This window comes from Cupriavidus sp. SK-4 (assembly GCF_000611125.1).
In the GTDB taxonomy this organism is placed as follows: domain Bacteria; phylum Pseudomonadota; class Gammaproteobacteria; order Burkholderiales; family Burkholderiaceae; genus Cupriavidus; species Cupriavidus necator.
In genome coordinates, this window is sequence record NZ_JFJW01000085.1 from 49,286 (window position 1) to 67,997 (window position 18,712).

The 18,712-nt window shown below is 61.4% G+C and carries 17 protein-coding genes; 11 read left to right on the top strand and 6 right to left on the bottom strand.

Annotated elements, in window-relative coordinates; genetic code table 11:
• Positions 1 to 9 precede the first annotated feature (9 nt).
• The gene (locus tag CF68_RS18365) at positions 10 to 1,239 is read right to left on the bottom strand and encodes an AraC family transcriptional regulator (protein ID WP_235205810.1); all 1,230 of its coding nucleotides are present in this window, start codon (positions 1,237 to 1,239) and stop codon (positions 10 to 12) included.
• On the opposite strand from CF68_RS18365, the gene CF68_RS18370 reads away from it, so the two are divergent.
• Positions 1,223 to 1,699, top strand: coding sequence for a 2,4'-dihydroxyacetophenone dioxygenase family protein (locus CF68_RS18370; protein ID WP_035821368.1), 477 nt, complete (start codon positions 1,223 to 1,225; stop codon positions 1,697 to 1,699). The genes CF68_RS18365 and CF68_RS18370 overlap by 17 nt on opposite strands.
• A gap of 60 nt (positions 1,700 to 1,759) precedes the next feature.
• The gene (locus CF68_RS18375; protein ID WP_035821375.1) at positions 1,760 to 3,193 is read left to right on the top strand and encodes a DUF1254 domain-containing protein; all 1,434 of its coding nucleotides are present in this window, start codon (positions 1,760 to 1,762) and stop codon (positions 3,191 to 3,193) included.
• A gap of 104 nt (positions 3,194 to 3,297) precedes the next feature.
• Here the strand turns inward: CF68_RS18375 and CF68_RS18380 are convergent, their stop codons facing one another.
• The 3 genes from CF68_RS18380 to CF68_RS18390 all read right to left on the bottom strand — a co-directional run bounded on the left by CF68_RS18380 (position 3,298) and on the right by CF68_RS18390 (position 6,088).
• Positions 3,298 to 4,119: an ABC transporter permease gene (locus tag CF68_RS18380; protein WP_035821378.1), complete on the bottom strand. Its 822-nt coding sequence runs from the start codon at positions 4,117 to 4,119 to the stop codon at positions 3,298 to 3,300.
• Between the two features lies 1 nt (position 4,120).
• Positions 4,121 to 4,969: an ABC transporter permease gene (locus tag CF68_RS18385; protein WP_035821381.1), complete on the bottom strand. Its 849-nt coding sequence runs from the start codon at positions 4,967 to 4,969 to the stop codon at positions 4,121 to 4,123.
• A gap of 93 nt (positions 4,970 to 5,062) precedes the next feature.
• Complete coding sequence (locus CF68_RS18390; protein ID WP_035821383.1) at positions 5,063 to 6,088, bottom strand: PotD/PotF family extracellular solute-binding protein; 1,026 nt, start codon at positions 6,086 to 6,088, stop codon at positions 5,063 to 5,065.
• Positions 6,089 to 6,478: 390 nt separating this feature from the next.
• Here CF68_RS18390 and CF68_RS18395 point away from each other — a divergent pair, with 390 nt between their 5' ends.
• From CF68_RS18395 to argE, 4 genes are all read left to right on the top strand, one after another.
• The gene (locus CF68_RS18395) at positions 6,479 to 6,892 is read left to right on the top strand and encodes a RidA family protein (protein ID WP_010812548.1); all 414 of its coding nucleotides are present in this window, start codon (positions 6,479 to 6,481) and stop codon (positions 6,890 to 6,892) included.
• Between the two features lie 6 nt (positions 6,893 to 6,898).
• Entirely contained in the window at positions 6,899 to 7,570 is a 672-nt protein-coding gene (locus CF68_RS18400) for a DUF1028 domain-containing protein (protein WP_035821384.1), read from the top strand.
• 111 nt (positions 7,571 to 7,681) lie between these two features.
• Positions 7,682 to 8,656 carry a LysR family transcriptional regulator gene (locus tag CF68_RS18405; RefSeq protein WP_035821387.1) on the top strand — a complete coding sequence of 325 codons (975 nt, stop codon included), beginning with the start codon at positions 7,682 to 7,684 and terminating at the stop codon, positions 8,654 to 8,656.
• A gap of 59 nt (positions 8,657 to 8,715) precedes the next feature.
• The gene (gene argE / locus CF68_RS18410) at positions 8,716 to 9,891 is read left to right on the top strand and encodes an acetylornithine deacetylase (protein ID WP_035821389.1); all 1,176 of its coding nucleotides are present in this window, start codon (positions 8,716 to 8,718) and stop codon (positions 9,889 to 9,891) included.
• A 47-nt stretch (positions 9,892 to 9,938) separates the two neighbouring features.
• On the opposite strand, the gene CF68_RS18415 is transcribed toward argE, so the two are convergent.
• Positions 9,939 to 11,084, bottom strand: coding sequence for an alpha-hydroxy acid oxidase (locus CF68_RS18415; protein WP_035821391.1), 1,146 nt, complete (start codon positions 11,082 to 11,084; stop codon positions 9,939 to 9,941).
• Between the two features lie 107 nt (positions 11,085 to 11,191).
• Positions 11,192 to 12,445 (bottom strand): NAD(P)/FAD-dependent oxidoreductase, encoded by a 1,254-nt coding sequence (locus tag CF68_RS18420; RefSeq protein WP_035821396.1) that lies wholly within the window; start codon positions 12,443 to 12,445, stop codon positions 11,192 to 11,194.
• A 411-nt stretch (positions 12,446 to 12,856) separates the two neighbouring features.
• Here CF68_RS18420 and CF68_RS18425 point away from each other — a divergent pair, with 411 nt between their 5' ends.
• The 5 genes from CF68_RS18425 to CF68_RS18445 all read left to right on the top strand — a co-directional run bounded on the left by CF68_RS18425 (position 12,857) and on the right by CF68_RS18445 (position 17,234).
• On the top strand, positions 12,857 to 14,005 hold the full coding sequence (locus CF68_RS18425) for an ABC transporter ATP-binding protein (protein WP_035821398.1): 1,149 nt from the start codon (positions 12,857 to 12,859) through the stop codon (positions 14,003 to 14,005).
• Positions 14,006 to 14,077: 72 nt separating this feature from the next.
• Positions 14,078 to 15,076, top strand: a complete 999-nt coding sequence (locus CF68_RS18430) for an NAD(P)H-quinone oxidoreductase (RefSeq protein ID WP_035821400.1) — start codon at positions 14,078 to 14,080, stop codon at positions 15,074 to 15,076.
• 20 nt (positions 15,077 to 15,096) lie between these two features.
• Positions 15,097 to 15,717, top strand: a complete 621-nt coding sequence (locus CF68_RS18435; protein ID WP_084187309.1) for a glutathione S-transferase — start codon at positions 15,097 to 15,099, stop codon at positions 15,715 to 15,717.
• A gap of 19 nt (positions 15,718 to 15,736) precedes the next feature.
• Positions 15,737 to 16,198 carry a type II 3-dehydroquinate dehydratase gene (locus CF68_RS18440; RefSeq protein ID WP_010812539.1) on the top strand — a complete coding sequence of 154 codons (462 nt, stop codon included), beginning with the start codon at positions 15,737 to 15,739 and terminating at the stop codon, positions 16,196 to 16,198.
• 79 nt (positions 16,199 to 16,277) lie between these two features.
• On the top strand, positions 16,278 to 17,234 hold the full coding sequence (locus CF68_RS18445) for a glyoxylate/hydroxypyruvate reductase A (RefSeq protein ID WP_035821403.1): 957 nt from the start codon (positions 16,278 to 16,280) through the stop codon (positions 17,232 to 17,234).
• Positions 17,235 to 18,712: the final 1,478 nt, after the last annotated feature.

Genomic DNA, 18,712 nt, shown 5'->3' on the forward strand with positions numbered 1-18,712 from the left:
GACATCGGATTATCGAGGCAGATCCTTGGGCGAGCTGTCGCGAAAATCAGAGGGGCTGACGCCATTGGCGCGACGAAAGGCCCTGCTGAAGTTGGCAACGTCGGTGAAACCGAGTCGGTAGGCGATTTGCGAGATCGGGAGCTTTCCATCAAGCAGAAGCTCGCGCGCACGTCTGTTTCGCACTCCAGTTGCGAGATTACGGAAGCTGCTCTCTTCTTTCTTCAGATAGCGGTCAAGCGTGCGTGCCGAGATAGAAAGCAGATCAGCCAGCTCCTCCAGCGTAGGCTGGCTGTCCTCCGCTTCGTTCAGCATCATGGCCACCCATTCGGTCCAGCTTCCTTGCTCACTGTACCGTTGCAGGAGTGCCCGGCATCGCTCCTCGGCAATGCGCACGGCATGCGCATCGGCCATCGGAAGCGCTGCGTCGAGGCTCCACGTATCTGCCACCATGCGGATCTCCGGCAATGCGGAGGTGCAAAAATGCACGCGTGCGGGCGCCAGCTCGCGATAGCGTGCCGCATGCGGTGGCGCTTCCATTGACATGTAGATGTCGTAGACGCACGAGGGGTTCTGCAACAAGGGTTTGCATTGCAGGTGCGTCGAAACGGCGATTGCCTCCTGAAGCAGGTTCAGCGCGTCTCTTGCCATTGGCATCGCTGGCCTGAAAATGATCTCCATGCGATTGCCGGTGCGTTGATAGCTCATGCGGAACATGGGCGTCACCAGCCGGTAATAACGAGAACACAACCGGATCAGCTGGTCCAGGGTGGAGCACGAAAGCATCGCATACCCCAGGATATCGTGCGAGTTCAGCTTGAGGCGGCAGCCCCATTCGAAGCCAAAATCACTATGTCCGGTCAACCTCAGGGCTTCTGCGGGCAAGCAATCGATCTGCTTTGTGGTGAGGCCAGAATCCGCTCCTGCGAGCAGATCACGATCAATGTCCAGGGCACGTAGCAGCTCGTCCAGTGAGGTGCCCACTGACCTGAGGTAATCGCCCATCAGCATGAGATAGCGGGCCGGCAATAGCGGGAGGGCAGGGGCTTTCATCAACCGGCAGGGAAAGGTGGTGCAGTAAGGTGGCGCAGTGAGTGGCGAGAGCGGTGTCTGAAAATGATAGATCGTTGTCAGAAAATGACAAGTCAAGATAAAAGGCGTCTCCCCAGAATGGACCCCTGCAAGAGCCCCACCGTCCTGGGGGGCCACCACCGGAGACAGTCCCATGCTGTTCGAATCCATCAACACTGGTTGCCTAGACAGCAACGATACCCCTTGGATGCCGTTCGCGCCCTACAGCAACGACGTGATGGTCAAGTACTTCAAGATCGATCCGGTACGGGGGGAAACCATTACCTTGTTGAAGGCGGCTGCCGGCATGGAGATGCCACGCCATCATCACACCGGTACGGTGATCGTCTACACCGTTCAGGGGAGCTGGCGCTACAAGGAGCATGACTGGATCGCCCATGCCGGCAGCGTCGTATATGAAACCGCCTCCACGCGGCATACGCCACAGGCGGCATACGTAGAAGGCCCAGACATCATCACCTTCAACATCGTGGCTGGTGAGCTGCTTTACCTGGACGACAAGGACAACATCATCGCCGTCGAGAACTGGAAGACGTCGATGGACCGCTACCTCAATTACTGCAAGGCCAACGGCATCAAGCCCAAGGACTTGTCTGTCTTCGAAGGCTGAGGGAACTGCCTGGAACAGCCAGGGACGCGATCGTAACGTTCAAAAAATTCAGGAGGAGACATGATGGCATTGACTCATACCGCGTGGCTGCGGCGCGTTCTGTGCGCGCTGCTTGGCTCGGCCGCATTTCAGGTTCAGGCAACCGCAGGTGCAATCGCGGCGCCGCCAAGCGCGGCCGATGCACGGGAAATTGCCACGGAGGCCTACCTTTACGCCTATCCAATGGTGCTGATGGAGGTGACGCGACGTGTTTCCACCAACGTCGAAGCGCCAGATTCCCGCCGCATTCGTGCGCCGATGAATCAGTTTGTGCATGCGGCCGCGTTTCCGGACGACAAGTTCGACATGGTGGTTCGCCCGAATGCGGACACGCTGTACTCATCGCTCTGGTTCGACGTCACGCGTGAGCCGCTCATCATCTCCGTGCCGGACTCCGGCAAGCGCTACTATCTGCTGCCGGCGCTCGACATGTGGACGGACGTCTTCACCTCGCCCGGCACGCGTACCACTGGTAATGGACCGCAGCACTTCGCTATTGTCGGCCCGCACTGGCACGGCAAGCTTCCGGCCGGCATCCCGGCCTACGTCTCACCGACAGGCATAGGCTGGATGATCGGCCGCACACAGACCAATGGCGTTGCCGACTACGCATCTGTCCACAAATTCCAGGCCGCCCTCAAGGCCACGCCGCTCAGTGCATGGGGTAAGCCCGGCTATGTGCCACCAAAGGGCACCGTCAATTCACAACAGGATATGGCGGCCCCCGTTGAGCAGGTGGCAAAGATGGACGCGGACACTTACTTTGCGACGTTTGCCCGGTTGCTGAAGGCCAATCCGCCGCATGCCAACGACTTTCCGATTATTGCCCGCATCGCACGCCTTGGGCTGGTGCCGGGGCAGGATTTTGATCCGAATCGCTTGTCGCCGGAGTTGCAGGCGGCGTTGCGAGCGGCGCCGGCCGCTGGGCGAAAGCTGATCGTGGCAGCGCTGCCTCGCTCCGGTACCGTGACCAACGGCTGGAGACTGCTTGGCAATCCGATCGGCACGTACGGGACCGACTACCTCCGGCGGGCGATGATCGCCTTTGCCGGCCTGGGGGCCAACACAGTCGAGGACGCGGTCTATCCGTTGGCGATGACGGATGCCGACGGCAAGCCCTTTGACAGCGCGGCGAAGTACGTCATCCACTTCGACAAGGAACACTTGCCGCCGGCACGCGCCTTCTGGTCTCTGACGATGTATAACGAGCGCCAGTTCTTTGCGTCCAATTCCATCAACCGCTTCGCCATCGGTGATCGCGATCCGCTGAAGTACAACGCCGACGGCTCGCTGGATCTGGTGATCCAGCATGATCGTCCCGCCGGCCTGGAATCCAACTGGTTGCCCACGCCGGCATCGGGCAGCTTTTCGATGAACCTTCGCATGTACCGGCCGGGGCCTGAAGCCCTCAACGGTACCTGGAAACCACCGGTGATCAGGCGCGTGGCAGGCTGATACCCGAATGCCCGTCCGCGGGATTGTCAGATGGGCGGATGCCACGATCTGATCCCGCGCGACGGGTCCATACCGCCAGCACGGCTTTCAGCAGCGCATGCCGGTCAATGCCCTTCCTCGATATTGAGGATTTTCCCCAAGCCCAGGAAATAGTTCGCAAAGGCAAGCACGCTAGCGGTCACGGCAATATAGACGACTGACAGCGCGGCCAGGGTCGGATCGGCAAACTCCCGGACATAGTTGTACATGGATACGGGCAGTGTCTGCGTGTCTTGCGTTGTGACGAAAAGCGATGCGGTGAATTCACTGAACGACATGATCGCCGCAAACAGCCAGCCGCCAAACAGCCCCGGCGCGAGCAGCGGAATCGTAATCGTGAAAAGCGCCTTCAGCGGCGACGCACCGAGGCTTGCTGCCGCCTGTTCCAGCCTTGCGTCCAAGTTTTCCATGGAAACATAGACGCTCTTCAGTACGAATGGCAGCACCAGCATCACGTGACACAGGATGACGACGCCATATGAGCGGTGTATGGAGGCCTGTGACACCAGGATGAGCAGGCCCAGCCCCAGCGTGAAGTGCGGCACCACGAGCGGAGAATGCAGGATGGCCAGCAGCGTCTGCTTGCCGGGGAATTCCAGCCGTTTGACGGCAATCGACAAGCAGGTCCCGATCACCAGCGCAATGAACGAGGACCATCCGGTGATGACGAGGCTGGCGCGGAATCCATCCTGAAAATCCGGATAGCTGAAGACGCGTGCAAACCATGTCAGCGAATAGGATTCAGGCGGAAACGTGATGATCGCCTTTTCGTTGAAGGCGGCGATCGTCACCACCACCACCGGCAGCAGCACGAATGCAAGCAGGATGGCGACGAGCAGCGGGCCCGCGACACGCAGCGGCAAAGGCAGAGCGCTTTTGATTCTCATGTTAGTGTCCTCCCACGGCTTTCAGTCGCTTGGTGAACAGCCCCAGGGAAAAGAGCGCTGCGGCCGTCAGCAGCAAGCCCATCACACTCAGGCTGGCCGCCAGCGGGAAGTTCATGGAAGCAAAGCCAAGCTGGTACACCAGCGTCGAAACCGTCGGCACGCGGCCTCCGCCAATCATCTGAGGCGTCGCAAAGGCGCTGAAGGTCCAGGCGAACGCAGTTGTGATGCCAGCCAGGATACCCGGCATCGAAAGCGGAAGCGTGACCGTGAGGAAGGTCATGACCGGGCCGGCACCCAGGCTCTGGGCGGATTTTTCGTAGTCGCGGTCGATATGCGAAATTGCCGTGGCAAGCATCAGGACCACGACGGGAATCGTCACGTGCACCAGCGCTACCAGCACGCCCAGGTGTGTGAACATGAGTTCCAGTGGCCAGTCGATCAGGCCGAGCTTTCGCAGCGTGCCATTGATGAAGCCATTGCTGCCCAGGACGGCGATCCAGGAGTAGGTCCGGACGATTTCCCCCAGAAACAGGGGCGTGATGGACACCACGAGGATGAAGGACTTGAGCGCCCGGCTCCTGACGCGCACCAGGGCATAGGCCAGCGGGTATGCAACAAGCAGCGAAAACACGGTCGTCTCCACGCTCAGCCACAAGGTGTTGGAGAACGCGTCGAGATAAATCGACTTGGTCAGGTCGCTGAAGTTGGCGAACGTGAATCCGCCGACATCCAAAGAGCCGGGCACATACGCCCGGAAGCTGAACTGCAGGACCGCAATCAACGATACTGCGATGCACAGCGCGACAAGTACTGCCGGGGAGACCAACCAGGCTCGTGAATCGGGGCGCATTCTTAAACCTTATTCCAGATGCTCAATCGGCGAGGGAGGATCGGCGCGGTGCATGGCCGCGGCGACCCTCCCTCCATACTCTTGCTGTCGGGTTCAGTTCATGACATTTTCAGTGAACCACTTGCGCCATTCCGCAGTCTTCTCGGCGCGCAGCTTGTGGTCCACGAGGATGGCCTTGTCCCACTGCTCCTTGGTCGTGAACACGCCGGGCAGCTTGGCGTCTTCAGGCGAAACCTTGGCGTCGTCGACGACGGGGCTGGCCTTCTTCAAGGCCACGATCTTCGACTGGACTTCCGGGGACAAGGCGATGTTCATGAACTTGTAAGCCAGATCGGCCTTGGTGGAGCCCTTCGTGATGGCCATGGTATCGATGCCGAGCACGGCGCCTTCCTTGGGCGTGACCAACTTGACGGGAACGCCCTGGCTGATCATGTGATAGGCGTTGATCGACAGGATGACCTGCACGGGCGTTTCGCCGGTGGCGATCAACTGCTGCGCATTGGCGTCATTGGTATAGAACGCCTTGAAGTTTGGCTTGAGCGCCTTGAGCTTGTCCTGCCCCTTTTCCCAGCTTTGCGCATCGCCACCCGACAGCATGGCCGAAACCGCGACCACATGGCTCGGATCGAAGTCAGGCACGCCGATCTTGCCTTTCAGTGCCGGGCTCCACAGGTCGTTCCAGCTCTCGAACTTGACGCTGGGCGGCACCAGGTCGGCGCGATAACCGATGGTATAGACATAGGCCCAGCTGCCGATGTGATACGGGCTGATCCTGGCGCGCTCGACAAGATGCTTGTAATTCGGAATCTTGCTCGTATCCAGCTTTTCGAAGAGATTGGCGTTGGCGTAGAGCCAGCCGACGTGGGAAGTCGTGAAGGTAACGTCGCTCTCGGGCTTGGAGGCAAGCTTCGCCTTGTTCAGCCGGTCGATGGTGCCGCCCGTGATGTACTTGACCGGCACCCCGGTTTGCCGCGTGAATTCCTTGCCGATGCTTTCATCGATGAGGTCGCGGAAACTGCCGCCCCAGGTGCTCACCACCAAGGCTTCCTGGGCCCATGCCGCCGTACTGCCAAGCGTGGCGGAGAGCGCGCAAAGTGCCAAAAGCTTGCGAATCGTCATTTACTAACCCCCAATCGAAAAGATAAACATCTGATAGAACTGGAAATACGCTTGAACGTGCCACCGGGAAATGCAATCACAAGCAGCGACGCGTTGCTGACGCAACGACGTTGACGCAATGACTTCGAATTACGGAGCCTATGATGTGAAAGTCGTACCAGGCGGCCAAGTCGGCTTTTTCGTAGGGGTGCCTCACATTTCCCGATGGGGTTGTGGATGGTTCCGCCGTCTGGAGCAGGTTAGTGGCCGTGTGAGGCTCGGTGGTATTCGGAAATTCCTAAACGGCCGGCAGGAAAATACAAATGGCGCCGCCAGCGGCTGCACCTGACCATGCAGTCGGGTGCATCGCCCCCAATCTCCCGCCACCTGCCGAATCGATCCGAATCGACCATGAAGCATACCCGCATCCGCACCTTCAACACCAAAGTCACCTACCCGGAACAGAATCTGGACAACGACCTTTGCCAGGCCGTTGTCGCGCGCGGCCGTACCGTTTTTCTGCGAGGGCAGATCGGCCAGAACCTCGACACCTCGGAGAGCGTGTGCATCGGGGACGTCGCCGGACAGGCGGAGCAGGCCATGGCCAACATCGCAATGCTGCTCAAGGAAGCCGGCGGCGAGCTCGAGGACATCTGCAAGATCACGATCTACATCATCGACCCGCGCTACCGCGAGGCGGTCTATCGCGTCGTGGGCCGCTGGCTGAAGGGTGTCTTCCCGGTCTCGACCGGCATCGTCGTATCGGCTCTGGCCCGCCCCGAGTGGCTGGTAGAGATCGACGCCACCGCTGTCATCCCCGACTGAGCTGCCATGACCTTTTCCATCATTGCACGGTGCCCCGCCACCGGCCAGTTCGGCGCCGCCGTGGCGTCCTCGTCACCGGCGGTTGCCTCGCGCTGCATCCGCGGCCGCAAAGGGGTCGGCGCAGCCGCGAGCCAGAACATTACCGACCCGGATCTGGGGCCCCTCGCCCTGGACCTGATGGCCAGCGGCCTGACGCCGGAACGCGCCCTCGCAGAGCTGCAGAAGCGCCCCCATATCGAGTATCGCCAGCTCATGGCCATCGACGCGCACAACCCACCAGTGGTTTTCACGGGTGCCAGGGCGCTGGGCACCCTGGCAAGCGTGGTCGGCACCCATGCCGCATGCGCGGGCAACATGCTGGCGACGCGTGACGTGCCCCAGGCCATGCTGTCGGCCTTCGAGCAGACCGAAGGCGCGCTCGCGGAACGGCTGATGCAGGCCATGCTCGCCGGCCAGGCCGCCGGCGGCGAAGAAGGTCCGGTGCACTCGGCAGGCCTGTTGGTGTACGACGCGCAAAACTGGCCTGTCGTGGATCTGCGCCTGGACTGGGTAGAAAACGATCCGGTCGAGGCCCTCTACGCCGCCTGGGAGGTTTATGCGCCGCAGCTGAAGGACTATGTCAAGCGGGCGCTCGATCCCCGTGCGGCGCCCAGCTTCGGCGTTCCCGGAAACCTGTGACTTGACCGACGCATCGAATGACAGCGTGACAGCGCCGGCCAGGCGGCCGGCACTCGAAAAGGCAAACCTTCTCCAGTACACTGGACCGTTCCCCCTTTTCCTGACCTCGACATGCTCAATCGCATTTCCCTGCGCCAGATGGAGTATTTCGTCGCAACGGCGAAGCATGGCAGCATCGCCGCTGCGTCAACGCAAATCCATATCTCCTCTCCCTCGATCTCCGCAGCGATCGCCCATATCGAGGCCGAACTGGGCGTGCAGCTGTTCGTGCGCCATTCTTCCAAGGGCATTGGACTGACCACCATCGGCAAGCTGGTCCTGCATCACTGCGAAGATATGCTCGGACGGTCGTCCCGACTCTATGAAATCGCCTCCGATTCGAGCGACGTCATCCAGGGCACCTTGCGGGTGGGAAGCTTCCAGTCGCTCACGGCAATGATTGCGCCCGAGGTCATCTTCGGCTTTTCGCGCGCCTTCAATAAGATCGAGCTGCAGATGGTCGAAGGCGATCAGGAAGTCTTGATGAACAAGCTCCATGCGCTTGAGATCGACGTGGCGATCACCTACGACCTGCACCTTGACGACGACATCCAGTTCGAGAGCCTGGCGACGATGCCGCCCTATGTCCTGGTGAGCGAGGTCCATCCGCTGGCGCAGCAGAAAGTCGTCTCCTTCGAAGAGCTGGCGCCCGAACCCTACGTCCTGCTCGATATGCCGATGAGCCGGGACTATTTCACCTCCCTGTTTGAAAAGGCCGGCGTGACGCCGAACATCGCGGCGCGTTCGCAGTCGACGGAAGTGGTCCGGTCCATGGTCGCCAACGGCATTGGCTACGCACTCTTCAATGTGCGCCCAAAATCCGATCAGTCGCTCGATGGAAAGCGCATGGTGCGGGTCCGCCTTGCCGGTACCCATCGGCCCATGCTGCTCGGCCTGGCGACTTACAAGCCGATGAAGCAGTCAAGATTGACGAGAATCTTCATGGAACGCTGCCGCGCTTATATCTCCGACCAATACATCCCCGGAATGAGCGCTCCAAGTTTCTTCGATCCCCATATAGCAGCGCCCCTGAAATCGGCGTCCTGAAGCGCCAGCTGCATCGGCCATGCCGTGTTTTGGCAATGCCCCCTCAAGAAGGGCCAGAGATGGAAAATCAAGCCTCCTCAGCAAGCGTCTCTCTCCTGGAAACGCTCATTTCTTTCGCATCGGTTTCCCTGACGCCAAATATCGCGCTCATCCACAAGGTCCAGGACATCCTGGCGGAAGCCGGCATCGAATCGATGCTCGCGCCCGACCCGCAAGACCCCAGCCGCTCCAATCTGTTTGCGACGGTCGGTCCGGTGGGCGTTCCGGGCGTCCTGCTCTCCGGCCATACCGATGTGGTGCCGGTGGAAGGCCAGCCCTGGACTTCCCCCCCTTTTGAGGCAACACACCGGGATGGCCGCATCTACGGACGCGGCACAGCCGACATGAAAGGCTTCGTGGCCTGCGCCGTCACCGCCATGGTGGCAGCCGCCCGGCAGCCGCTCCAGCGCCCCTTGCAGCTGGCGCTGTCCTTCGATGAGGAAATCGGCTGCGTTGGCGTGCGCCACCTGCTGCGCCGCCTGGAGAACAGCCTCCCCGCACCCTACCTTTGCATTGTCGGCGAGCCGACCTTGATGCGGATCGGCACCGGTCACAAGGGCAAGGCTGCCTACCGGGCGGTCTGCTGCGGCCAGGCCGGCCATTCAGGCCTGGCGCCGAGGTTCTTCAACGCCATCCACATGGCCAGCGACCTCGTCGCATCCCTGCGGGACGTGCAGCGTGAACTGGCGCAAAGCGGCCCGCGCGAGGAGGGCTACGGTGTGCCCTACAGCACGGTCCACGCCGGCGTCATCCACGGCGGCCGCGCCTTGAACATCGTGCCCAGCGAATGCGAAGTCAGTTTCGAGATTCGCAACGTCTCGGAAGATAAACCCGAGGAGATCCTGAAGCGCGTCCTGGAACGCCTGGCCAAGCGCGTCAAAAATGAGGCACTGGATCCTGCGGCGCCGTTGCCAGACATCCAGATGACGAACAGCTATCCCAGCCTGAACACCCGCGAGGATTCGCCTGCTGTCGGCCTGCTCGCCTCGCTGCTCCCCCCGGGCACCCCATGCGCCAGGGTGGACTATGGCAGCGAGGGTGGATTGTTCCAGCAGAGCTGGAACGAGACGCCAGTGCTGATCTGCGGGCCCGGAAGCATTGAAGTCGCACACAAGGCCGACGAGTATGTGGAGCTCGCGCAGATCGAAGCCTGCGACCGCATGCTGGCCGGCCTCGTCGAGTTTCTCTGTCGATAAGTCCTGGCGTCCTGGCCGGCTTCGGCCCGGACGCCTTAGGGACGCTGTCAAAATGAAGTCAACAGGATGCTCCGGTCGACCGACTGGATATCCGTCTTGCCGCAAAACGCCATGGAGAGATCAAGCTCGTTCTGAATGATGTTCAAGGCCGTAGTCACGCCTTGCTCGCCGAGGGCGCCCAGGCCGTACATCATGGCGCGACCGATATACGTGCCACGCGCCCCGAGCGCGATGGCCTTGAGCACATCCTGGCCCGAGCGGATGCCGCCATCCATATGGACTTCCACCCGATCCCCGACGGCTTCCACGATGCGCGGCAATGTGGAGATCGATGACGCGGCGCCGTCCAGCTGGCGCCCGCCATGGTTCGACACGATGATGGCATCGGCGCCGCTTGCCACCGCCAGCCGCGCATCCTCGGGGTCCTGGATGCCCTTGACGATCAGCTTCCCATCCCACCGCTTCTTGATCCATTCGACATCCTGCCAGGACAGACGCGGATCGAACTGCTCCTGAGTCCACTCCACCAGCGACCCGATATTGTCGACGCCCCTGGCATGCCCGACGATATTGCCGAACTGACGGTGTTTGGTACCCAGCATGCCCATGCACCAGCGCGGCTTGCTCGCCATGTTCACAAGGTTGCGCAGGGTCGGCTTGGGCGGCGTGGACAGACCGTTTTTCTTGTCCTTGTGCCGCTGGCCGAAGACCTGCAGATCCATCGTGACCACGAGCGCCGAACAATTGGCATTCCTGGCACGGTCTATCAGGCTTTCGACAAACGTCCGGTCGCGCAGCACATAGAGCTGGAACCAGAACGGATGGCGCCTGGTCGCTTCCGCCACCGCCTCGATCGGGCAGATGCTCATGGTGGACAAGGTGAACGGGATGCCGTGCCGCTTCGCCGCGCGCGCGGCCAGGATTTCTCCATCGGCATGCTGCATGCCGGTCAACCCGGTGGGCGCGATCGCCACCGGCATGCTGACCGGCTGGCCCACCATGGAGCTGGCGGTGCTGCGCTCGGTAATGTCAACCGCCACGCGCTGGCGGAATTCGATACGCTGAAAATCCGCCTCGTTGGCACGGTAGGTATACTCGGTCCACGAACCGCCGTCGACATAGTCATAGAACATGCGCGGCACGCGCTTTCTCGCCAGCCTGCGCAGGTCTTCAATGCACGTCATCTCGGCCATGGGAACTCCCTTGAAGAAAAAAAAAGCTGCCGGATCACCCGATCCGGCAGCTCGTCCGTGCAACCTCGTTACCAATGACAGGTCACCGTGCAGCCTCAAGAACAGGCTCAAGACCGCTCATACGTCATATATCCGTTCTGGAGCACGATATGGTCAGCGATGTATTTCGCATCGTGCCAGACGCCATAGATGAAGGACGACGCCCGGTTGACCAGATTCGGCAGGCCCAGGAAATAGATGCCGCTTTCCGCGGAGATGCCGCGCTTGTGGAACGGATCTCCCTTCTCGTCGAAGGCATTCTTCACGTTCAGCCAGTTGAAATCAAACTTGAAACCGGTGGCCCAGAGAATCGTGGTGATGCCGGCTTCAGCCAGGTCGAGGCTGAGGATCGGGTGCTTGAGGCACTCCGGGTCCGGCAGCAGCTCCCAGGCGTCAGGTTCCGGCGGAAACGGCAGGCCATTCTCTTCGATATAGGCATCCGCTTCGCGCAGCACGTCGAAGTAGGCGCGGTCGCCTTCGGCGATATTCTCGGGCAGGCCTGGCTCGAACGTCATGACGCCATCCTTGTAGGATTGGGTCAGGCCGACCAGGTTGATGCCCGCGTGCGCCAGGCGCCGGAAATCGACGGTCTTGCCGCCTTCATAGCCGCTCACTGCGAAAGCGACGTGCGCCTTCTTGGGCCGGATCCTCACTTCATCCCACAGGCCGAGTGCGCCCAGCCACCAGCAGTAATCACGGCCACGGTACGCGCGCGGCGGGCGGTAATGCTCGCCGACCGAGAGATAAACCGTCTTGCCGGCCTGGCGCAGCTCTTCGGCGATCTGCGAGCCGGAAGCGCCCGCGCCCACCACGAGCACCCCGCCTGCCGCCAACTGGCCCGGATTCTTGTAGGCCGAGGAATGCAGCTGCCGGATCTTTTCGCTCTCAGGCACGATCTTCGGATAGGCTGGCTTCTGGAACGGGCCGGTTGCGGCAACGACGTTGTCTGCCTCGATGATGCCGTCGGAAGTCGTCACCCTGAATCCGGGACGCCCTTGATGCCGTTCCACCTGCCTGACTTCCACGCCGGTACGGACCGGCGCCTTCAGCATGGCGGCATAGCTCTCGAAATACCGCGCCATGCGCTCTTTCGACGGAAAGGTCTCCGGCGAAATGCCCTCGAATTTCATCCCGGGAAAACGGTCATGCCAGGCCGGTCCATTCGCGACCAGAGAATCCCAACGTTCCGAGCGCCAGCGTTCTGCGATTCGGCTGCGTTCCAGCACGACATGCTGCACACCCATGTGCGCGAGATGCTCGCTCATCGCGATGCCCGCCTGGCCAGCACCGACCACCACGGTGTTGATTTTTTCCACTGACATTTGAATTTCCTAAGAATAATCGCCCCGGTCAGTCGCCCCGGCACGGAAGCTTCGACGGCAAGGCGTACTGGCGCCCTGGAGACATCGCTCATCGACGGTGGCCAGTTTGATGAAGCCCACCTCGTTTGAAAATCACGTTTTTCAAACTCAGGACTTAGGAAAAAGTAAAGCGCGGGCCGAAGGGTCCCGCACCGCCCCCCGCACCCGCGCACCATAAGGCGTTCCCGGCCATCGCATCCGCGCCGCCTGCGCCTGAAAACGGGCATTTCGTTTTTTCCGAGGGACCGCATCAGTTTCGGCAAAGTCCCGATACTGGCTGTTTGACTTATCCTGCTTGCCAGTACCAGCTCGGCCTCGATGTCATTGGGCCCAAGCCTGGAGCACGGCATACTCCTCAATCTCCGTACAACCATGAACGTAGCCAACTCCGAGCCTGCCGCACAGCAACACCACGCACAGCCCGATACCGCAGTCAGCCTGGAAAGGGTGGTCAAGAAGTATCACGACCACACCGTGCTGCACGAGCTCTCGCTGAAGATACGACGCGGGGAATTCCTCACCCTGCTGGGCCCGTCCGGCTGCGGCAAGACGACGCTTCTCAACCTCATCGCCGGCTTTGCGGAAGCCGACACCGGCGAGATCTTCATCGATGGCCAGCCGGTGACCTGCGAGCCGCCGCACAAGCGGCAGATCGGCATCGTCTTCCAGAACTACGCGCTCTTTCCCCACATGACCGTCGAGCGCAATATCGGCTATGGCCTGCGCATGCGGGGCGTGGGCAAGGATGAAATCGCACAGCGCGTGAAGCAGGTGATGGACCTGGTGAAGCTGGACGGCCTCGGGCACCGCAAGCCGCGCGAACTTTCGGGAGGCCAGCAGCAGCGCGTGGCGCTGGCGCGGGCGCTGGTGATCCAGCCCAAGGTACTGTTGCTGGACGAGCCCTTCTCGGCCCTGGACAAGAACCTGCGCGGCTCCATGCAGGTAGAGATCCGGGAAATCCAGCGCCGCTTGCGCCTGACCACAGTATTCGTCACCCACGACCAGGGCGAGGCGCTGGCCATGTCCGACCGGATCGCGGTGATGTCGAACGGCACCATTCGGCAGATCGCATCGCCGGCCGATCTGTATCAGAACCCGCAAGACCCGTTCGTGGCGTCCTTCCTGGGCGACGTGAACATCCTGCCGGCGCACTATCACGGCCAGACGGCAACGGATGTGCAACTGCGCCTGGGCTCGGGGCTCATCAGCTTTCCGCATGCCCGCCTGGCGGACGCATCGCACGACGGGGAAAGGCTGGACGTGTACGTGCGCCCGGAACACATCAAGCTTGAGAATCTGCATTCTGAATCGGTGTTGAGCGGCACCGTGATCAATCACGTCTACCAGGGCGATCACATCAATACGTTCATCGACGTGGACATTCCGATGACGGCCCGTCAGGTCGTCACGGTGCGCAGTGCAGGTCTGGGCGCCATGCAGCAATGGCCCATCGGCTCGGTCGCGGGACTTGCGCTGCCCGATGAGGGCGTCAGCATTTTCAGTCCGCAGAAGCGGACGTAAGAACAGACGTAAGAGCGCAACGCGAAGGCATGACACAACGCGTCAGACAACGCAGCCTGAGAGAACACACCCATGACCAGTCTTCCCCGCTCCATGCAAGCCATCATCGCCCGTGAACCCGGCGACGCCGGTGTGCTAACGCTGGCCGAGCGCCCCATGCCCGAGCCCGGTGCTGGCGAAGTCCTGCTGCGCGTGCTCGCCGCCGGCGTCAACCGGCCCGACATCATGCAGCGTCAAGGTATCGCCAAGCCCGCACCCGGCATCACCGACGTGCTCGGCCTGGAAGTCTGCGGCGAAGTGGTCGCCTGCGGTCCCGGTGTGGACAGCCAGCTGATGGGCCAGCGGCTGATGAGCCTGGTGCCCGGCGGCGGCTATGCGCCGTGGTGTACGGCGCCGGTCGATCAGTCCTTCATCGTGCCAGGCACGCTTTCCGATGTTGAGGCAGCCGCCTTGCCCGAGGGGCTGTTCACCGTGTGGCACAACCTGTTCGAGCTGGGCCGCCTGGCCATGGGCGAAACCGTCCTGATCCACGGTGCAGCCGGCGGCATCGGGACGCTCACGATCCGCATGGCGCATGCCGCCGGCGCAACCGTCATCGTCACGGACAACGAAGAAAGCCGTTTTCCAGAACTGCGCGCCATGGGCGCCGATGCGACGATCTGCTGGCCCACCACCGATTTCACCAAGGCCTGCCTGGAGTACACCGATGGGCGCGGGGTCGACGTGGTCATCGACATCGTCGGCGGCGACTATGTCCGCCGCAATCTTGCCGCCATGGCCTTCGGCGGCCGCCATGTCAGCCTGTCCTTCATGCAGGGTTCGGCGGTCAATGTCGAACTGCTGACGCTGATGCAGCGCCAGGTGAGCCTGCACTCGTCCACCATGCGCCCCCAGAGCCATTACGAAAAGACCCGGATGGCCCAGAGCCTTGCCCGCCATGTCATCCCGCTGCTGAAAAACGGACGGGTCAAGCCGCGCATCCACGCCACTTTTCCGCTCGCGGAGGCGGTCGCGTCCCACCAGATGCTGGAAAGCGGCAAGGTCTTCGGCAAGCTGGTCCTGATCCCCTAGAGCCTGTCATCCAATCAAGCATGCTGAAACTTCTTTTCGCTCCGACCTCGCCATTCGTGCGCAAGGTCATGGTCTGCGCACACCTGACGGGGCAGACCGAATCCATCGAGCTGCTGGACAGCGCCGCCCATCCGGTGCGGCGCGACCCGCGCATCGCGGCCCACAACCCGCTCGCCAAAGTCCCGACGCTAATTCTGGAAAATGGCCAGTCCATCTATGACAGCCGGGTGATTTGCGAGTACCTGGCCAGCCGGGCAGACGCCGCGGACATCTTTCCCGCCTCCGGCCCCGCGCGCTGGACGGCCCTGACCCGCCAGGCGCTTGGCGATGGCCTGCTCGACGCCGCGCTGCTCGCGCGCTACGAACGGACCGCGCGCCCCGAAGAAGTCCAGTGGCCCACGTGGCGCGAAGCGCTGCTGACGAAAGTCAGCGCCTGCCTCGAGTCAATCGACGCCATCGCACCGGACCTGGTGGAAGAACAGCCCACCATCGGTGAAATCACCATCGGCTGCGCGCTGGGGTATCTGGACTTCCGGTTTCCCGAACTCGACTGGCGCGCCCAATACCGCAACGCGGCACGCTGGAATGAGGCTTTCCAAAGCCTGCCCGCCATGCAGGCCACGCGCCCCCACGAAGGTTGAGATAACAAGAGGTCAGAACATGAGCGAGAAGATCACCATCTGGTTCCTGAACGGCCCCAACGCCAATCTTTATGGCCTGGACGCCAACAAGACCTACGGCAGTGACAGCTTTCCGGTGCTTCAGTCACGATGCGAGCAAAAGGCCGCGTCCCTGAATGCCGACCTGCGCTTTTTGCAGTCGAACTACGAGGGACAGCTGGTCGACTGGATCCAGGAAGCGCGTGGCGTGGCGGACGGCATCATCATCAATGCGGCCGGCCTGACCTACTCGTCGATTCCGATCCTCGATGCCTTGCTGTCTTTCCCCGGCAAGATCATTGAAACCCATATGAGCAACATCTGGAAGCGCGAGCCGTTCCGCCACCACTCCTACATCTCCAAGGTGGCGGATGGCGTGATCGCCGGACTGGGCGGCGACGGCTACGAATTTGCCATCGAGGCCGTCACGCGGCTGGTGCAGAAGGGCAGAGCAGCGGTCTGATTTCCCATGCGCACGCGGAACGGCAGCAAGATGTACTCTCGCTGCCGTCCTTGCCATTATTCTCAATGCAGTTGCCAAGATGCCAATTTCTGAAGACACCCCATCGGGCGCGCTGGCCTTCTACAGCGCCTTCGACGATTTCGACACGTGGAAGCGCGCGCTCCAGGCCCAGCTCCCGAACCTGAAGATCATTCACTCCAGCGAAATCACTCGGCCGGCCGACATTCACTACGCGCTCGCCTGGAAACCGCCGGAGAATTTTTTTGCCGGGATGACGAACCTGCGCCTGATCGTCAATCTGGGGGCGGGGGTTGATTCACTGGTCCAGCGGCAGGATCTTCCCCAAGGCATTCCGATCACACGGCTCACGGACCCGCAGATGGCGCGCATGATGGCGGGATACGTGCTGTTCTCTGTGTTGCGGCACGCCCGGGACATCCCGTACTTCGAGCAGGCGCAGCGGCGGGGTGAATGGGCCTACCGTCATCCCCGTTCTCCGGAAGACATCCGCGTGGCGGTTCTGGGGCTAGGTCAACTGGGCGCGAAAGCGGCCCACGAACTGCAGCGCCAGGGGCTCAAGGTGATCGGCTGGTCGCGCAGCCCGGCGCAGATCGAAGGCGTGGAATGCTCTGCCGGACTGGAAACGCTCGACACCGTGCTCGGACAGGCGGACATTGTCGTCGTGATGCTGCCGCTCACGCCGCAGACGGCTGGCATCCTGGATCGGGCGCGACTCGAGCGGCTGCCGCGAGGCGCGGCCTTCATCAACGTTGCGCGGGGCGCACTGGTCGATCAGGGGGCGCTTACGGACCTGCTCCAAAGCGGCCACATCGGCGGGGCAACCCTGGACGTTTTCGAGCGCGAACCTTTGCCTGCCGGGGATCCGTTGTGGAGCATGCCCAATGTGCTGATCACACCTCACCTGGCTTCGGTGGCGATTCCGTCGTCTGCGGCAAGACAGATTGCGGAGAATATTGTTCGGGTTTCCGCTGGTGAATTGCCGGATAACATTATCGATCCAGCACGCGGATATTGAGGTATGGACTACGTCCGGTGCAATGCGCCGGACGCGTGTCAGACACTCGCTCTAGTATTCCAGCTTCTGTCCTGCCCAGCGATCGGAGGATTCGAAATCCTCTTTAGGGCTTCTCGTCAGGCAGTAATGCTGACCGCCTGCTTTCGACCGAATCCGGCCGGAGAATACACGGTAACAAGGGCGGCGGCCTTGGACGTCCAACGGCCATTCATAATTGGGGTACCCTACGTACATATCGATCTCAGCCCGGCACTCGTGAGGCATCTTTCGATCCAATGTTGGCGCGGCAGTTACTCCTGCCTGGTGCTCGCGCAGGGCAATTGTGTCAGAGATGCCATACTTAGGCCTGTTGGACTTATGCGGATGCATGCAGCGATGCGAGTACACAAGAGCCGATGAGAGACGATTTTCCACGACGCATCAAAGAAACGCTAGCGAAGCGGGTCGGCCAGCGTTGTTCTAACCCAACCTGCAGGCGGAGTACCTCTGGGCCGCATGCGGATGAATCTCGCGCTGTGAACGTCGGCGTCGCTTGTCATATCACGGCGGCCTCCATGGGCGGCCCACGCTATGACACTACCCTATCGCCATCTCAACGCTCCGACATCATGAACGGCATTTGGTTATGCCAGACTTGCGCAAAGCTTATCGATAATGACACTACGCGGTATGGCGCGCACGTCTTATTTGATTGGAAGCGAGTGGCGGAATTCAATGCGGACGCAGAAATTGCGGGTCGCGCCAGCCCTGGTGAGTACGTGCCTCAGCCTGCTTCTGCTCTGCATGCGCCGATTCCCAGAATGGCTGGTCTCACATACCATGACGCGCGGACTCGACTCCTGGATGCGGGATGGCAACCGAGGATGAGGCACTGGTCGAACGGAAGTGATCTGAGTCTTCAGATTGGTAATGGTGCTGAGTTCTGGAGTCTAGGGTATTGCGAGATTTTCGACGTCTGTCCGACAGGTTTGGCTCCATGCACATTCGCATTCCGCGACGCGTACATGAACTCACTGACCGTCGTGACCCTTGGCGAAGAAGACGCTGAACATGATTGGCATGCCCGCGTGAGTAACTGGTTCTTCACTGTGGAAGTGCAATCGTGAGCAAAGACGACCAGTTGAGAATGCTGTTCGACCTCCAGCTAACCGACAAGGAAACGTACTTCATTGGCACGATTGTCGCCGCATAGACCTCGCTGAAACATCAGTGGGGCGGGCCCGACGTACGCGGCGTGCCCGCTGTCCGCCGGGTAGCGGGATGTGGCGCCTGTCAGGTTGGGCCGCGGACGCGATTCTACAGTCGTGCGGGGAGGGCCACCGCGTACCACGCTAATTTTTGCGGCGCCGGCCGCGCCCCAAAGTCGGGGAGCGCCGGGGCAATGAGCACCGACAACCCGGTTCTCCCGCATCCACCCGCCACGTGCTCACGCTTCTAGGGCGTGTTTACACTATCTGAGCCCGTCGACGATGAGCGCA

Coding starts and splice junctions, on each gene's coding strand:
- CF68_RS18390 (WP_035821383.1), bottom strand. CDS start 6,088: ATGACGATTCGCAAGCTTTTGGCACTTTGCGCGCTCTCCGCCACGCTT.
- CF68_RS18440 (WP_010812539.1), top strand. CDS start 15,737: ATGAGCGAGAAGATCACCATCTGGTTCCTGAACGGCCCCAACGCCAAT.
- CF68_RS18365 (WP_235205810.1), bottom strand. CDS start 1,239: ATGGATTCGAACAGCATGGGACTGTCTCCGGTGGTGGCCCCCCAGGAC.
- CF68_RS18445 (WP_035821403.1), top strand. CDS start 16,278: ATGCCAATTTCTGAAGACACCCCATCGGGCGCGCTGGCCTTCTACAGC.
- CF68_RS18430 (WP_035821400.1), top strand. CDS start 14,078: ATGACCAGTCTTCCCCGCTCCATGCAAGCCATCATCGCCCGTGAACCC.
- argE (WP_035821389.1), top strand. CDS start 8,716: ATGGAAAATCAAGCCTCCTCAGCAAGCGTCTCTCTCCTGGAAACGCTC.
- CF68_RS18420 (WP_035821396.1), bottom strand. CDS start 12,445: ATGTCAGTGGAAAAAATCAACACCGTGGTGGTCGGTGCTGGCCAGGCG.
- CF68_RS18395 (WP_010812548.1), top strand. CDS start 6,479: ATGAAGCATACCCGCATCCGCACCTTCAACACCAAAGTCACCTACCCG.
- CF68_RS18405 (WP_035821387.1), top strand. CDS start 7,682: ATGCTCAATCGCATTTCCCTGCGCCAGATGGAGTATTTCGTCGCAACG.
- CF68_RS18380 (WP_035821378.1), bottom strand. CDS start 4,119: ATGAGAATCAAAAGCGCTCTGCCTTTGCCGCTGCGTGTCGCGGGCCCG.
- CF68_RS18375 (WP_035821375.1), top strand. CDS start 1,760: ATGATGGCATTGACTCATACCGCGTGGCTGCGGCGCGTTCTGTGCGCG.
- CF68_RS18435 (WP_084187309.1), top strand. CDS start 15,097: ATGCTGAAACTTCTTTTCGCTCCGACCTCGCCATTCGTGCGCAAGGTC.
- CF68_RS18400 (WP_035821384.1), top strand. CDS start 6,899: ATGACCTTTTCCATCATTGCACGGTGCCCCGCCACCGGCCAGTTCGGC.
- CF68_RS18415 (WP_035821391.1), bottom strand. CDS start 11,084: ATGGCCGAGATGACGTGCATTGAAGACCTGCGCAGGCTGGCGAGAAAG.
- CF68_RS18425 (WP_035821398.1), top strand. CDS start 12,857: ATGAACGTAGCCAACTCCGAGCCTGCCGCACAGCAACACCACGCACAG.
- CF68_RS18370 (WP_035821368.1), top strand. CDS start 1,223: ATGCTGTTCGAATCCATCAACACTGGTTGCCTAGACAGCAACGATACC.
- CF68_RS18385 (WP_035821381.1), bottom strand. CDS start 4,969: ATGCGCCCCGATTCACGAGCCTGGTTGGTCTCCCCGGCAGTACTTGTC.